This is a genomic window from Oceanobacillus sp. M60 (assembly GCF_053839645.1).
Window position 1 is genome coordinate 95,358 of sequence record NZ_JBSSNH010000004.1, and the last position, 15,149, is coordinate 110,506.

A 15,149-nucleotide genomic window follows, 5' to 3' on the forward strand; every position below is an offset into this window, starting at 1 on the left:
CACCTTATGCATCTTTTAAATTTAGAGAATATTTCTATACTAACCAACAGAAAAAAATAAATATAGAAATCCACAGAGCACCTAACTCTGTGGATTTCTATTGTCCTGCTTTAAACGTATAAAGTTTATCCACAGTGGGGATATCTTATTTATAAAGCGGGAATTTTTCTGTTAATGCTTGTACGCGTTCTTTTGCTTCGTTGAGTTTTTCTTCGTCTTCGTAATTTTTTAAGGTAAGTGAGATAATTGCTGCTATTTCGTTCATTTCTTCGATTCCGAATCCGCGTGTGGTTACTGCTGCTGTTCCAATACGTACGCCGCTTGTAACAAATGGGCTTTCGGTATCAAAAGGGATGGTATTTTTATTTGTAGTTACGCCCACGTCATCTAATGCTTTTTCTGCTACTTTTCCTGTCAGATTTAATGGCGTAACATCTAATAATAATAAATGATTGTCTGTTCCGCCTGAAACAATACGGATGCCTTCTTTTTGCAGTGCTTCTCCAAGTGCTTTTGCATTCTCAATGATATTTCCGGAATATGCTTTGAAATCATCGGATAATACTTCTTTGAACGAAACCGCTTTTGCTGCAATAATATGCATTAAAGGTCCGCCTTGGATTCCAGGGAAGATGGCTTTATCAATTTTCTTCGCATATTCTTCTTTACAAAGAATCATTCCGCCGCGTGGACCGCGTAATGTTTTATGCGTTGTGGTTGTCACAAAATCAGAATATGGAACCGGATTTTCATGGTGACCTGTCGCAACCAATCCGGCGATATGTGCCATATCCACCATTAGATAAGCACCGACAGCATCTGCAATCTCTCTGAACTTTTTAAAGTCGATGCTTCGGGAATACGCACTTGCACCAGCAACAATCAGTTTCGGTTTGACTTCTTTTGCTTTTTCCAGGACAGCATCATAATCCAGCTGCTCTGTCTCTTTATCCACACCATAGTCAACAAAGTTGTACAACCCGCCGCTGAAGTTGACCGGGCTTCCATGCGTTAAATGTCCGCCGTGATTTAAATTCATTCCTAATACGGTATCTCCTGGCTCCAGAAAAGTAAAATATACGGCCATATTCGCTTGGGAACCGGAATGAGGCTGTACATTGGCATGATCCGCGCCGAATATTTCCTTCGCACGTTCTCTGGCAAGGTCCTCTACAATATCAACATACTCACAGCCGCCATAATAGCGTTTATCCGGGTAACCTTCCGCATATTTATTCGTAAGTATGGACCCCATTGCATCCATAACCGCCTTGGATACAAAGTTTTCTGAAGCAATCAGCTCAATCTTATTTTGCTGACGCTCCTTCTCTTGCAACATCGCCTGAAAAACTTCATTATCTGCTTGTTTTACATATTCCATCATTACTGCACAGCCTCCTATATAGGGTAAAAATTTATTATTATTTGTTGTTCAAACGAAAAAGAATGACTTATCTCACTGCGTTTTCTCCGTAATATGCCCGGTGGCCGCCAATCAATTTCGGACGGGTCCGAGCTGCCCTGACTCTGGCGTGGCCAATCGTACGCTGTTCCAATTTCAAGGGAACCGCTACTGGCTTCAAATGCATGCCTATCATGGTTTCGCCAATATCTATCCCGGCATGGGCACGAATATTCTCCACAACAACAGGATGCTCCAGTTGCCTATAGACATAGCTCGCCATTGATCCACCTGCTTCTGGAACAGGCACCACAGCAACTTCCTCCAGACCATACTGCACAGCTGTCTGTTGATCTACGACAAGAGATCGGTTTAAGTGCTCACAACATTGAAATGCAAGATGGACTCCAGTTTGCTTCTGAAGCTTTGTCATCTGCTCGTAAATACTTTTAGCAATTTCCGTACTCCCGCTTGTCCCGATTGGCTGACCGGCTACCTCACTTGTAGAGCAGCCAATAACAACGATTTCGCCTTTTTGCAGGCTGTTTGTCGCCAGCCATTGATCAATAACTTGTTCTAAGTCTTTTGTTATCATCATGACACACCCTTACTGCTTATCATCCTTCTGCGTCTTCGTTTAACACAGCAAATAATAGAATCATTTATAGCATACCATGATTTTTTTAAAATTACGATACATCTTGATGCCTGTTTTCCTCTAAACCGCCCCTGCTGCTGTCAGAAGGCTCCATGGATATCACGCTGCCAGAATCCGTTTCTTGCTTCACATTAAATTGCTTAATCTGTTCTCTTAGATTTCCGGCATGCTCCTCCATCTGTCCTGCTAATTGGTCCACTCGTTCCATTGTTCCAATCTGCTCTTGAACCGCAGCATTGACCTCCTGTGTACCAGCAGATGTTTCCTCGGCAATCGCTGCTACTTCCTGCGATTGATTGGCTGTATTTTGAATCGATTGCAGCTGCTGCTCCACCAATTCATAAATCGTATCGACCTGCGTGGCGGTCTCTGTAACTGTTGTCCCCATTTCCGTAATCGTACGATTCGTGTCCTCTCCACGACCGACTTCTTTCCGCGCGGATGCCGCATTGGTATTCATTTTTTCTGCTAATTGCTTCACATCTGTCTGGATGGAAAGCAGGAGCTCGGAAATATCGTTCACTGCCTTTCCGCTTTGGTCGGCTAGCTTCCGCACTTCCTCTGCAACCACCGCAAAGCCTTTTCCATGCTCCCCAGCCCGCGCAGCCTCAATGGAGGCATTTAATGCCAGTAAGTTGGTTTGTTCTGCAATCTCACCGACTAAAGTAATGATTCCTTCCACTTCCATCGTGCTTTGGCGCAAATGATTGACATCTTCCATTGAAACTTCCTGCTCTACAGCAATACGCTCGATTCCGGCAACTAATTGTTTCACCATGTTCTGGCCTTCCTCCAGCATATGAATCATAGCATGGGACTGCTTTTTGGAGGTCTCTGCTTTATTTTGTACTTCGTTCGCAAGCTCTGTTGCAATTTCAATCGATCCGACCGTCTCCTGTGTCGCACGTGATGAATTCTCGGCACCATCTGAAATTTCGCTGATCGAATCACCAATCGCAGCAGCATGCTTTGTAGCCGTATTCGAAGCTTCCTTCAATTGATGGACGGTTGTATTTGTTTCCTCAAAATGCTGGTCAATATTTATTACCATTTTATTTAAACTCTGCAGCATACTGTTTACCGCAACAGATAACGATTTGATTTCATCATCCGATTTCGGGATTTCCACCCGCATCTCTAAATTTCCTTTGGCTGCTTCCCCTGTAATTTTCTCCAGTTTCTGCAAAGGCTTTGTAATCCATCTCGCAGCAAAAAAAGCTAGAATCCCGGACCACACCACCCCGGCCAGCAGCGTACTGATAACAAAAACCTGCTGAGATATATTGACCCGGGATTGCACATAGTCATATACAACATAAATAAAAAATGCGCTTGTTGAGTATGTAATAAGCGCTAAAAAAGTAGTAAACACAACCAGCTTTAACCTAAGACTAAACCGATACCTATTCCCCATTAAACTTCCACTCCCCCAATTAAAATTTTCATCGCTGCGGTTATAAGACTTGCATGCTGTACAGCGGAAATCTGATGAAAATACAGCAAGCAAAACATGCAAAAACTCCGGCACAAGCGCTTTCAAGAAAAAGCAAATTTTTTCGCTTTCCCTTTCACTGCAAAGATTCCACGGAGTTTTCACAGACTGCCATCCACTGCCTTCTTCATTGCTGCTTTTTAAGATGACAGCCAATGATCAAGACAGGCTTCAATTTCTTGTTTTGTCTTCAAATAATGCGCTGTTGACCCGCCAAAAGGATCGGCAATATCAGAATGCGTCAGCTGTCTTTTTAAATCACGAATTGTTTCCATCTCTTCCTGACCTATTTCATACAGCCGCTGGCGCTGTTCTATCGGATCCATTTTAGAATCAAACTGCTTGACGCAGCGCTTTCTTTTTTCTTCTAAATTCGCATAGGCTTTTTCTATTTGCTCCCATATTTTTATATCGGCATGTAGTGCAAATTCTTTAAGTGTATATGTTTTTTTTCTTTCTTCGGGATATTCGGACCAGATTCTTTCTTTATGGGAAGCGGTCATAGTCAGGATCACATCGGCCCATTGTACCAATGCGGCGCTGATTGGGGCGGATTGATGATTGATTTCAATCCCTTCCTGTCTCAGGACCTCTTCTGTCTGACTGCTCGCCGGCGCTCCCGGCATCGCACTGATTCCGCAAGATTTCACCTGTATATCTGATTGTGCGCGCTGCTTCAACAAGGCTTCTGCCATTGGACTGCGACACGTATTTCCCGTACATACAAATAATACATTCATAAGATGAATCCTCCTGTTCTTATCACGGTAATATTTATCAAACGTATTCTTTTTTACATCATATCATGATTAAATCAAAAACGCAGACTGCCCTTTAAAAGAGATATGAGGTTTCGTTTCTCTTCATAAGGTGTATCTACTACTTAGTATGGTAGAAATAAATTATAAAAATGAACAGCTCGCATGAAAAGAACAATTACGCAGCTGGGACAAAGGGAAGATACACCCTTTCTTTAATAGGTTTATTAATAGAAACGAGGAGAAATAATATGAAGCGAAATCACACTATGATTCAATTTTTCGAATGGCATGTAGAAGCAGACGCTCTCCATTGGAACCGGCTGAAGGAAACAGCTCCTGAATTAAAAAACAGAGGCATCGACGCTGTTTGGATTCCGCCTGTTACAAAGGGCATGTCACCTGAAGATAATGGCTACGCTCCCTATGATGTATACGACTTGGGGGAATTTGATCAAAAAGGGAGCACCGCTACAAAATACGGCACAAAAAAAGAGCTGCAGGAGGCGATAAAAGCGTGTCATGATGAAGATATCCATGTGTATACGGATATCGTGATGAATCATAAAGCCGGAGCAGATGAAACAGAAGTATTTCAAGTGATTGAAGTAGATTCGAATGACAGAACAAAAGAGATTTCAGAACCCTTTGATATAGAAGGTTGGACAAAATTCACCTTCCCTGGACGTGGTGACACGTATTCTTCTTTCAAATGGAGGTTCGAGCATTTTAATGGGACAGACTACGACGCGAAGGAGGACAGAACAGGTATATTCCGAATTGTAGGCGATAATAAAACATGGAACGAAGCGGTAGATGATGAATTCAGCAATTACGATTATTTAATGTTTGCGAATATCGACTACCATCATCCAGAAGTCCGGGAAGAAATGATCCGCTGGGGCAAATGGCTAGTAGATACGCTACATTGCAATGGTTTTCGCTTAGACGCAATGAAACACATTAATCACGATTTTATTAACGTGTTTGCAAAAGAGATTGCCCAAACGTACGGCGAGGAATTTTATTTCGTCGGCGAGTTCTGGAAGCATGATTTGGAAGCATGCCAGCAATTTTTAGAACAAGTTGATTACCATATCGATTTATTTGATGTCGCGCTGCATGATAAGCTGCATGAAGCTTCTAAAGCCGGCAACGATTTTGATTTGACAGCCATTTTTGACGATACACTGGTTCAATCCTATCCGCATCATGCTGTGACCTTCGTGGATAACCATGATACACAGCCTGATGAAGCACTTGAATCCTGGGTCGAGGATTGGTTTAAACAAAGTGCTTATGCCCTTATTTTACTGCGGGAAGGCGGATACCCATGCATTTTTTACGGTGATTATTTTGGGATTGGAGGAGAAAATCCAATCGAGGATAAAAAAGAAGCCATTGATCCGCTTCTCTATGCTCGCTATCATAAAGCGTACGGTGAACAGGAAGACTACTTCGATCACCCTAGCACGATTGGCTGGGTTCGCTGCGGCTCCCCGGAAATAGAACGATCAGGCTGTGCCGTCATTATCTCAAACGGAGATGATGGCGAGAAAAGAATGTATGCAGGAAAAGATCGTGCAGGAGAAGTCTGGGTCGACCTGACCGGAACAAGAACCGAGCATATCTCCATTGAAGAAGATGGCTTTGCCGTTTTCCCTGTCAATGGAGGCAGTGTGTCCATATGGGCGCTTCCAAAAGAAGACGTCGAATAATTTAGTCCCATCAAGCCATAACTAGGTGTTAAAAAGGTTAAAACCTGTGCAATTCGGGGTTTTAGCCTTTTTGTAATAGGGTGGCGTGTGCTTTTTTCATCTGTGATTGATATGGAATATATCGTTTTATCCCTATCCCCGTTCTGAAAATTCGGCCGCCAGCACTTTTTATTTCGATTCATCATTTACGCTCAGCTGAATAACATATAAAGCCCAAAGCATGAAAGAATAATCCCTCCAAAAATTTCACTGTATATACCAAGGAAGCCCTGCAGCCGTCTGCCTAATAATAAGCCAATCCATGTAAAAAGACAGCTTACAGCCCCAAAAATAAGGAGCGTAAAAATAATCGTGACGCCAGAAATACCAAGGCTGAACCCAACTGTAAAGCTATCGAGGCTGACGCTGAACGCAAGCATCCACAATCCGAGGCCGACCGGCTGCCATCTGTACTCCTCGGATGTATGAAAGGCGGAGAAAAACATATGGACGCCGATAAAGAACAGCAGGATTCCCGATGCCAGCGCTGCCCATTGTCCGACCTGTTCTGATAACGCATGTCCAAGCAGCATGCCTGCCATCGGGAAAAGCATGTGGAGACTGCCGATTACCAGGCCAATAATAGCAATCCGTTTCAATCGCATTTTATTCATTCCTAAGCCCAAACTGATAGAGAATGCGTCCATACTTAAACCAACGGCAAGCAAGGCCAGTGAAAGTAATTCGGTAGAAAAAAACATTCATACGTCCCCCTTTGAAGCATGCTTGTACACTTTATGCTTCCAAACAGGATTATATGAATGTTTTCAGAAATATTCGTGACGACCAATGTGGATATCTCTACTATTAAAAAGATTATTCTTTTATAATTTGATCTGCCGCCTTTCGCAGACGATTCATGACTGCTTGACCAATTCCTTGCTCCGGAAATGTCTCGCAAACAATCTTATCCACATTGGCATGCTTAAAGAACCGCAATCCATCATATAAGGAAGAAGCGATTTCTTCTATCGTCCCGCCAAGCAGATGCACTTTTGTGCCGTCTGGAAAAATTTCAGCACTTTGATTGGATGCCAGGACGCCTATTCTGTTCCCTGCCTGCTTTTCCTTATCCACAAATGCACTAAAAGCCTGAAGATTTCCTTCAAATAAATAAAGCGGAACCTCTGGTGCATAGTGTTTATATTTCATTCCAGGAGCTTTGGGACGGTCCGCGGAGGATGTAACAAGGCCAGGGTCGATCATCACAGTGCCCGCTTCCGCCTCTAATTTTTCCTTTGTCACTCCGCCGGGCCGTAAAATAACCGGTATTTCTCCCGTGCAGTCAATGACCGTTGATTCCAATCCGACACCAGTCTGCCCGCCATCAATCAGTCCGCTGATTTTTCCGTTTAAATCCTCATATACATGTGCCGCTTGAGTCGGGCTGGGTTTTCCGGACACATTTGCACTGGGAGCCGCAACAGGTTTTCCTGCTGCCTGTAATAAAGCAAGCGCAATAGGGTGACTCGGGATTCGCACCCCGATTGTGGATAAACCCGCTTTTACATTCTCTGCACAGAAATCATTTGCTGGTAAAATATATGTTAAAGGGCCCGGTGAAAAAGCCTCCATCAATGGATACACATAATCTGGAATATATGTGACAAGCTCTTTTAACTGCTCCGCTGACGCAACATGGGCAATCAATGGATTATCCTGCGGGCGTCCCTTTGCTTCAAATATTTTTCGGACAGCTGCTTCGTTCGTCGCGTCTGCGCCCAATCCGTATACCGTTTCTGTAGGAAAGGCGACAACCTCTCCTTCTTTTAACAGATTTGCTGCCTCTTGAATCTCTTTGTCTATGATAGTGGTTCCATTCTTTTTCCATACTTTCGTGTGCATAACTTTTCCTCATTTCCCGCAGTGTAACAAGCTGGGAGATCGATTACCAATGTTGTCAGGTTAATAAATTTTATTGAATATTATATTTGTTACAGATAGGTAGTAAAAAACTGTCTGGCGGAGGAAAAATACGGAGACTGCTATGGGAAAGCGCAGTATTTTTCCGTAGCGGCTATTAACCTGACAATATTGCTTCGATTACTCTTCCCACCGAAGGGCTTTTGTAAAACTCCCACTGCATGAAGTTTCACTTTATACGTTTCTATTTTAGTCGATACACAACGGAAACGCAAAAAAGCAGTATTTTTACAAACTTATGCACATTATTCACAGTTTTTATCCACAAAATGACGATAATTCACATATATCCCCTAATTATACACACCCTGTTGTGAATAGTGTGTATAATTTTCACTTGACAAATTACGAAATAAACTATGCTAGTTATATCAAGCTTCTCTCCTTTTTAAGAAATTAGGATACCTGATACGCCCACCAATTCCCTGTTTTTTCTGAATTTATATTTTTAAATGTGACATCGCTTTCTCTTTTGAATTGTAAAGACTCTAATAAGATATCCACAACCGGGCTTTGATTATGCACATATACACATTTTACGTTATTTTTTCTGGATATGACGAGAACAGATTCAAATACAACAAATAATTTTTCTACATGCTCTTTATTTAAATATAATTGCTTCAGCCAATACGTTGATTCATCTACCATATCCAGATTAAAGCAGCCTTCCATGCTTCCGTTGATTTCTACAACATAGCTCTCCTTTGTTAATTTTTTGCCGAAAAGCGTTCCGTTCTTTTCCATAAATTTCTCTATCAGCTCTAGTTTTGCTTCTTTAACTTGGTAGATTTGCATTTTTCCATCCTCCATTCTTTTTCTTGGATTAAACTTAAGCTACGCTTTACTATCATCGTATGCCTCTATGAACAAATCTATGACAAGCCTAACCATTTAAATAAAAAGAATTCTACTTCGACCTCTTCTTCCTCTTCTGCTTCTGCTGCATCTCCATCCGCTACAGAGGTGCCGTTAAAGAAATCTAAAAAGCATAATGGCGGGAATAGGACACACCACCAGTTGGCGCCAGAACCTTCTCCTATCGTTACTAAAATCGCTTCATATTCCCCTGCCGGATAAAGGTAGTCTCCATATAATTTCGCAGGAAATGATACATCCTCCGCAAATTCCAGTTCAAAGTCATCATCGCTATTTTCTTTCTCCAGTGTATCTCTGACTACTTCTTCTAATTCCGGAAGCCGGTCATCGATCAGCTGTCTTGCCTCTTCAATATCATCAATGTCCTTCACCCATTCTGTGATGACTTCATTCACTTCATCACGGACCTTATGTTTTACATCTTGGTCCTTCTCGCTGTCACTATTTGCCAGAATACGCAGCCGGATCGCTTCGTCCGGGATAACCTGATAGTCAAGCTCTTTATTTTGCAATTCTTTTGCTATACTAACTACTGGAATAATCGATAATAATAAAAATATAAGTGCCATTGCCATCCATAATTTTTTCATAAAAAAATCTCCCTTCCATCTATCTATGAGATAGTTTGGACAAGGAGATTTCTGCTTATACAAGTTTGATAGAAATATATATTTGAAAACCGGGTATACTTTTTCGTTATTCTGGCTATGCAGACATCAGTTTAAATGGCTCGCAAATACCATTCGATCTTTTCCGTTGATATCTTGTTTGGTTTCCACATGGCTGCCTGGAAAAACCTGCTGTATCCGTTTCTTTACAGATTCCCCCTGCGTATGGCCAATTTCAAAAGCCAGCAGTGTATCTTTTTTTAAGGGCAGCTGTTTCACTTGTTCGATAATCATATGATATGCTGCCAATCCATCCTCTTCTGCAAAAAGCGCCAGCTCCGGGTCAAAATCACGGACGGTATCACTAAGCGCAGCTGCTTCTGATTTCGCAATATACGGCGGGTTGGAAACAATCACATCAAATGGCGTGGTTTCATGAATAACCGGAGATAAAAAATCTCCCTCCAGAAATGATACATCTGCCTCCCATTGATCGGCATTCTGCTTGGCTATTTGAAGCGCCTCAGCTGAAATATCGGTAGCAAAGACTTCTGCATGATTTAATTCTAATGCCAACGTAATCGCAATAACGCCGCTTCCTGTACCTATATCAACCACCCGTACAGGTCCGGTTTGCGCAGCAAGGTAATCCTTTACAGCAAGCACCAGCTCTTCCGTTTCCGGTCTGGGAATTAACACATGCTTATTCACTTGAAAGATGCGTCCATAAAATTCCTCAGATCCCGTCAAATGCTGGACGGGAATTCCAGTTTCAGCATGCTTTTTTATATCTGCTTCAATCTGTATTTGTTTTTCTTCAGATATGGGGTCACGCAAAACAAGCAGCCATTCCTGTCTGGATAACCCTAAATGATGTCTGATTAATATTTCTGCCACTTTTGGTTCTCTATTTGCCTTTTCTAAAAAAAGAGAAGCCCGGTGAAGGACTTCATGAATTTTTGTTTGGGTCATTGATTATTCCCCAATCTGCTCTAATTTTTTCGCTTGCTCTTCCATGACAAGCGCATCGATAAACTCATCCAGCTTGCCCTGCATAATCTGGTCCAGCTTTTGAATGGTCAAACCGATCCGATGGTCTGTCACACGGTTCTGTGGATAGTTATACGTACGGATACGCTCTGAGCGGTCTCCTGTACCAACCGCTGATTTACGATTTTCATCATATTCTGCTTGTGCTTCCTGCTGGAATTTATCATAAATACGAGCCCGTAATACTTTCATTGCTTTTTCTTTATTCTTAATCTGTGATTTTTCATCCTGAATCGATACCACAATCCCAGTAGGCTCATGCGTTAAACGTACTGCTGACATCGTCGTATTTACGCTTTGTCCCCCCGGTCCGCTGGAAGCAAAGGTATCCACACGAATATCCTTCTCATGGACATCTATCTCTACCTCTTCCGCTTCAGGCAGCACCGCAACAGTTGCAGTGGATGTATGAATCCGTCCGCCAGACTCTGTTTCCGGAACACGCTGTACGCGATGGGCGCCATTTTCATACTTCAGTTTCGAATAAACGTCTGATCCATTGATCATAAAGATGATTTCTTTATAACCGCCAACGCCTGTGGAGCTAGCCTCCATCACATCAATTTTCCAGCCCTGCGCTTCTGCATAACGAGAGTACATCCGATATAAATCACCTGCAAATAAAGCAGCTTCATCTCCCCCGGCAGCACCGCGAATTTCCATAATAACGTTCTTATCATCATTCGGGTCTTTAGGAAGCAAGAGAATCTTCATTTGTTCCTCCAACTCTTCTTTTCTGGACGATAATTCAGATACTTCCATCTTCGCCATTTCCAGCATTTCATTATCTGATTCATCTTCCAGCATTTCTTTCGCATCTGCCAGTTGTGATGTAACTTCTCTATACTCACGGTGAGCCTGGACAACGTCCTCCAGTCCAGCCTGCTCTTTCGAATACTCACGCAGCTTTTTTGTATCACTGATTACTTCCGGGTCACTTAACATTTCATTTAATTTATTATACCGATCTTCTAGTGCTTGCAAACGATCTAACACAAGAATACACCTCTTTCTCCATAACAGTCTTATTATATTATAAGGGAGCATCCGGGTCAATTGCACACCAGATGAGAAGTAATGGCAGGGTTGCCGATAAACAAAAAAATACCCATAAACTCGGCACGTTTTATACATGACCTGTCTATAGGCATTCTTTCTTGATTTCTTCTTTATTTAATTTAATATACAGCATCCGCTTATTTTCCCTTCCAATTCCGTATCTTTCTAAAAAGAAAAGTTTATTTTTTTAACCTTTATCTGATACTTATTTCTTTTTTCTGCATGATATTGGGATTTTTCCGGCTTGTATGAAGCACATATACCTCTCTTCCTAAATTGTATCGGTGAATCTCCTGACAAATTTTCATTGCCTCTGGAGAGTTGGAGAATTTTTTCAAAGGGTCCATGTCTTCTAAAATGCGTTCACTGTGCTCATTAGTATGCGCCTGAACTACTTCAATTAAAACCCATTGTTCCGGAAATGCGTCGCGCACTTCTTCCCATTTCAATGTATTCACCTCCAGAATGATACATAGTATATTTATATTGTATCATGAGAAGGAATAGCGTAATAGCACTTGTGCAAAAATTACGATAACTTTCACAATTTCTTTGAAAAAGAATTTGTCCAGAAAGAAGACCCTTTTTATCAAAAAGAAACCCAAGCTAATTTGGATTTCTTTTGTGGTATACGAATCTGATGTAAAATATTGCACCTGCAATTATCGTATTGTTATTTATTTTTTTAATAAATGTTACCTTTTCCTCCGCCTGTATTATTCATCAGCCTTACTCCTATAACAACGTTTTAAAAAACGGCCAAGCGTTATCACATCCGTACAATAACAGCTCCGCCGCCACTTCCTTGAATACATTTGGTATCTTCTTGCTCATGCATAAATTGCAGCAGTCGATTGTTCTGTGCAATCAAGTAGTTAAGCTGCTCCAGCTGGCTTCTTAAATCCATCATCATCTGCATCATGTATTGCATATCCGGTGATGCATCATGATAAGAAGCGGAATGGGCTTTATATAGATTGCTTCCCGGTCTTTGGCTGGCTGTATCCTGAACAGGAAGTTCATAGCCTGATCCATAGTTATCACCTTGTATTTGCGTTTCCACACCTGCGTCCTGTGCGCTATTGCTCCGTTGGCTCTGATATTCCTTTTGCCGGGTATGCCCTCCCTGATTTTGACGATAACGGTGCCAGCCGGGCGAATAGGGATAGTGAAAAGACATCCGTTAACCTCCTCTCATCCTATATCCAGTGTATTTGCCCGTTCTTTCCATGTGTGCAACGACCTGAAATTGATTAATTAGCCCGATTTGTGAATTATTTTTCCTCAATAATATTAGGATTCTGACGGTTAGTATGAAGAACAGGAAAAAGCCAAATCAGAACAAACGGAAATCAAATGTCATTTATTTGAGATGGCCTCTAAGGATCATCCATATATCCCGTACCCTTTTTTGAATGCTTTGTTTAAATCGATGAAACAGAACGATTATCAATCCTTACCGATTCAATCGAGTCAAGGCATTATGAAAATGGTCTTTCAAAATTGGATATCTTTTTATGACAGCTTACGGGAGTATAAAAAGAATCCCGTAAAATTTAAAGCACGTCCTAGAATACCAGGATATTGTCGTTCCAAAGAAAAAGAAATAACCTTTTCCAATCAGGATTGTATGGTAAAAGATAATAAATTCTTGAAGTTCCCTAAACAAAAGCACGCCTGAATATAGGGAAGTTAGGTTATTCGGAAGGAAGGCTCAAACAAGTTCGAGTCGTTCCCAAGTACGGTCAATATGTCGTGGAATTAGTTTTTCAAATTCCTGCAAAAGCAGAGAAAAAAGAATCCAAGAACCGTTTTATGTCTGTTGATTTAGGTATGGATAATCTTGCAACCATTGTCACGAACACAGGCAAAAGGCCAGTTTTAGTGAAGGGCAAAAATATCAAATCCGTCAATCAACGCTATAATCAGCTAAAAGCCTATTATACAGGGATCTTCCGTCAAGGAAAAAATACAAACGAGGGGCCGTTTACATCCAAACGTTTGGAGAAAATCAGCCAAAAACGATTTCTTCAAATCAAAGATCTCTTTCATAAAGCCAGTTTTCAAATCGTGAAAATCGCCTTGGAAGAGGATATTGATACCATCATCATCGGGCAAAATAAAGACTGGAAACAACACGCCGCTATAGGAAAAAGGAATAACCAATCTTTTACAGCTATCCCGCACAGCCTGCTTATTCAAATGATCACATACAAAGCAGAAAAGCATGGGATAACGGTGATGTTGACAGAAGAATCTTATACGTCGAAAGCAAGTTTTCTTGATAACGATGAAATCCCTATTTATGACCAAAAGAGTCAAAGCGTTGTATTTTCAGGGAAGCGTATCAAACGCGGGCTTTACCTTTCGAAAATGCGTTTACTATGTATCATGATTATACCAAGAATTATTACACTTCCATTTCGATACATGCTTATATATGTAAGAAGAAATTTCGTTAAATTATTCCAACTCCATTTACCACAATATAACTGAATGTTTGGCGTTCACTCCAAAATAAGTAAAATATCATTTTTAAACAGGAAATCCAACAACAAGTACCAACACGATTCACTCAACTGCCAATGGTTTTAATTGGGTAAGTAATCGCAAAAGCCATTCTATGGAAGAGAGTAATCAATGCGCCTTTCTCCAACTCTAACCTAATCCTGCAAGGTGGCGAGGAGGAATCGCAACAAAATGAGGTTTCATTATATAAAAAACTGCCGAATATATAGATTCGGCAGTTTTCGTATTAACTATTTGCTTGTTTTACAACATTTTGTGCTACATTTACTTCTGGTTTATTAGGTACTTCATGATGATGACGGCAGCGCGGTTCATAGGATTCTGAAGCTCCTACCAGAATGACAGGGTCATCGTAGGAAGCAGGTTTTCCATCAATCAGCCGCTGCGTTCTGCTGGCAGGCGAACCGCATAATGGACAGATGGCGTTTAATTTCGTCACCGATTCCGATAAAGCCATCAGCTGCGGTACGGGTTCAAAAGGAACCCCACGAAAATCCATATCCAGGCCGGCAACAATGACACGGATATCCCGGCGAACAAGCTCCTCGATGACATCAATGACATTGTTATTGAAAAATTGCACTTCATCAATCGCCACAATCTCTACATCGGGCTTTATTTCCTCTAAAATTTCAGCCGCATCCTTGATTGATTTTGCAATAGTAGTTCTGCCATCATGAGAAACAACTGCTGTTTCATCATAACGGTTATCAATAGCCGGTTTAAATACACATACATCTAGATGCGCATACGTTGCTCTTCTGACACGACGTATTAATTCTTCTGATTTCCCGGAAAACATGCTTCCGCAAATTAATTCTACCCAGCCATTTCGCTTCATTATATGCATTTGGAGAAACTCCTCTCGCGAATAAGTATAACTATTTTTAATGAGAAGCTCAGGCAGCACTCTCAACTATCTTCTATTATATGATAAATGAAAAAAACTTATTTTTCATATTTTATCTCATTAAAAGTAAAAAAACAGGCAAAATGAGACATTTTGCCTGTCCTTTCCAAATTCCATTCCTTAT

General features: G+C 41.3%; 14 protein-coding genes and 1 pseudogene. 2 read left to right on the forward strand and 13 right to left on the reverse strand.

Annotated features, from left to right (window positions below; translation table 11 throughout):
- Positions 1-145 precede the first annotated feature (145 nt).
- The 4 genes from ACW0TQ_RS11175 to ACW0TQ_RS11190 form a co-directional block, all read right to left on the reverse strand.
- Positions 146-1,381: a serine hydroxymethyltransferase gene (locus ACW0TQ_RS11175; protein WP_193064737.1), complete on the reverse strand. Its 1,236-nt coding sequence runs from the start codon at positions 1,379-1,381 to the stop codon at positions 146-148.
- Between the two features lie 70 nt (positions 1,382-1,451).
- Complete coding sequence (locus tag ACW0TQ_RS11180) at positions 1,452-2,000, reverse strand: TIGR01440 family protein (RefSeq protein WP_042529492.1); 549 nt, start codon at positions 1,998-2,000, stop codon at positions 1,452-1,454.
- A 91-nt stretch (positions 2,001-2,091) separates the two neighbouring features.
- Positions 2,092-3,474, reverse strand: coding sequence for a methyl-accepting chemotaxis protein (locus ACW0TQ_RS11185; RefSeq protein ID WP_455725664.1), 1,383 nt, complete (start codon positions 3,472-3,474; stop codon positions 2,092-2,094).
- 218 nt (positions 3,475-3,692) lie between these two features.
- Entirely contained in the window at positions 3,693-4,292 is a 600-nt protein-coding gene (locus ACW0TQ_RS11190; RefSeq protein WP_455725665.1) for a low molecular weight protein arginine phosphatase, read from the reverse strand.
- Positions 4,293-4,561: 269 nt separating this feature from the next.
- Here ACW0TQ_RS11190 and ACW0TQ_RS11195 point away from each other — a divergent pair, with 269 nt between their 5' ends.
- Complete coding sequence (locus tag ACW0TQ_RS11195) at positions 4,562-6,028, forward strand: alpha-amylase (protein ID WP_455725666.1); 1,467 nt, start codon at positions 4,562-4,564, stop codon at positions 6,026-6,028.
- A 191-nt stretch (positions 6,029-6,219) separates the two neighbouring features.
- Here ACW0TQ_RS11195 and ACW0TQ_RS11200 read toward each other — a convergent pair whose 3' ends face one another.
- From ACW0TQ_RS11200 to ACW0TQ_RS11235, 8 genes are all read right to left on the reverse strand, one after another.
- On the reverse strand, positions 6,220-6,768 hold the full coding sequence (locus ACW0TQ_RS11200; protein ID WP_455725667.1) for a manganese efflux pump MntP: 549 nt from the start codon (positions 6,766-6,768) through the stop codon (positions 6,220-6,222).
- A 115-nt stretch (positions 6,769-6,883) separates the two neighbouring features.
- The gene (locus ACW0TQ_RS11205; RefSeq protein ID WP_455725668.1) at positions 6,884-7,912 is read right to left on the reverse strand and encodes an L-threonylcarbamoyladenylate synthase; all 1,029 of its coding nucleotides are present in this window, start codon (positions 7,910-7,912) and stop codon (positions 6,884-6,886) included.
- Between the two features lie 474 nt (positions 7,913-8,386).
- On the reverse strand, positions 8,387-8,788 hold the full coding sequence (locus ACW0TQ_RS11210) for a hypothetical protein (RefSeq protein WP_042529482.1): 402 nt from the start codon (positions 8,786-8,788) through the stop codon (positions 8,387-8,389).
- 77 nt (positions 8,789-8,865) lie between these two features.
- The gene (gene spoIIR / locus ACW0TQ_RS11215; protein ID WP_193064708.1) at positions 8,866-9,459 is read right to left on the reverse strand and encodes a stage II sporulation protein R; all 594 of its coding nucleotides are present in this window, start codon (positions 9,457-9,459) and stop codon (positions 8,866-8,868) included.
- Positions 9,460-9,585: 126 nt separating this feature from the next.
- Positions 9,586-10,449, reverse strand: coding sequence for a peptide chain release factor N(5)-glutamine methyltransferase (gene prmC / locus ACW0TQ_RS11220; RefSeq protein ID WP_455725669.1), 864 nt, complete (start codon positions 10,447-10,449; stop codon positions 9,586-9,588).
- A 3-nt stretch (positions 10,450-10,452) separates the two neighbouring features.
- Positions 10,453-11,523: a peptide chain release factor 1 gene (gene prfA, locus ACW0TQ_RS11225; RefSeq protein WP_042529476.1), complete on the reverse strand. Its 1,071-nt coding sequence runs from the start codon at positions 11,521-11,523 to the stop codon at positions 10,453-10,455.
- A gap of 257 nt (positions 11,524-11,780) precedes the next feature.
- Positions 11,781-12,035 (reverse strand): hypothetical protein, encoded by a 255-nt coding sequence (locus tag ACW0TQ_RS11230; RefSeq protein WP_042529474.1) that lies wholly within the window; start codon positions 12,033-12,035, stop codon positions 11,781-11,783.
- 320 nt (positions 12,036-12,355) lie between these two features.
- Positions 12,356-12,766, reverse strand: coding sequence for a hypothetical protein (locus tag ACW0TQ_RS11235; protein ID WP_368901272.1), 411 nt, complete (start codon positions 12,764-12,766; stop codon positions 12,356-12,358).
- A gap of 135 nt (positions 12,767-12,901) precedes the next feature.
- Between ACW0TQ_RS11235 and ACW0TQ_RS11240 the strand changes: the two are divergent.
- Positions 12,902-13,971: pseudogene (locus ACW0TQ_RS11240) on the forward strand (RNA-guided endonuclease InsQ/TnpB family protein); the annotation flags it as partial.
- Positions 13,972-14,341: 370 nt separating this feature from the next.
- Here the strand turns inward: ACW0TQ_RS11240 and ACW0TQ_RS11245 are convergent.
- Complete coding sequence (locus tag ACW0TQ_RS11245; protein ID WP_042529470.1) at positions 14,342-14,965, reverse strand: thymidine kinase; 624 nt, start codon at positions 14,963-14,965, stop codon at positions 14,342-14,344.
- Positions 14,966-15,149: the final 184 nt, after the last annotated feature.

Excerpts from the sequence above, each read along its gene's own strand:
- ACW0TQ_RS11175 (WP_193064737.1), bottom strand. The coding sequence starts at position 1,381 with ATGGAATATGTAAAACAAGCAGATAATGAAGTTTTTCAGGCGATGTTG.
- ACW0TQ_RS11180 (WP_042529492.1), bottom strand. The coding sequence starts at position 2,000 with ATGATGATAACAAAAGACTTAGAACAAGTTATTGATCAATGGCTGGCG.
- ACW0TQ_RS11185 (WP_455725664.1), bottom strand. The coding sequence starts at position 3,474 with ATGGGGAATAGGTATCGGTTTAGTCTTAGGTTAAAGCTGGTTGTGTTT.
- ACW0TQ_RS11190 (WP_455725665.1), bottom strand. The coding sequence starts at position 4,292 with ATGAATGTATTATTTGTATGTACGGGAAATACGTGTCGCAGTCCAATG.
- ACW0TQ_RS11195 (WP_455725666.1), top strand. The coding sequence starts at position 4,562 with ATGAAGCGAAATCACACTATGATTCAATTTTTCGAATGGCATGTAGAA.
- ACW0TQ_RS11200 (WP_455725667.1), bottom strand. The coding sequence starts at position 6,768 with ATGTTTTTTTCTACCGAATTACTTTCACTGGCCTTGCTTGCCGTTGGT.
- ACW0TQ_RS11205 (WP_455725668.1), bottom strand. The coding sequence starts at position 7,912 with ATGCACACGAAAGTATGGAAAAAGAATGGAACCACTATCATAGACAAA.
- ACW0TQ_RS11210 (WP_042529482.1), bottom strand. The coding sequence starts at position 8,788 with ATGCAAATCTACCAAGTTAAAGAAGCAAAACTAGAGCTGATAGAGAAA.
- spoIIR (WP_193064708.1), bottom strand. The coding sequence starts at position 9,459 with ATGAAAAAATTATGGATGGCAATGGCACTTATATTTTTATTATTATCG.
- prmC (WP_455725669.1), bottom strand. The coding sequence starts at position 10,449 with ATGACCCAAACAAAAATTCATGAAGTCCTTCACCGGGCTTCTCTTTTT.
- ACW0TQ_RS11235 (WP_368901272.1), bottom strand. The coding sequence starts at position 12,766 with ATGTCTTTTCACTATCCCTATTCGCCCGGCTGGCACCGTTATCGTCAA.
- ACW0TQ_RS11245 (WP_042529470.1), bottom strand. The coding sequence starts at position 14,965 with ATGCATATAATGAAGCGAAATGGCTGGGTAGAATTAATTTGCGGAAGC.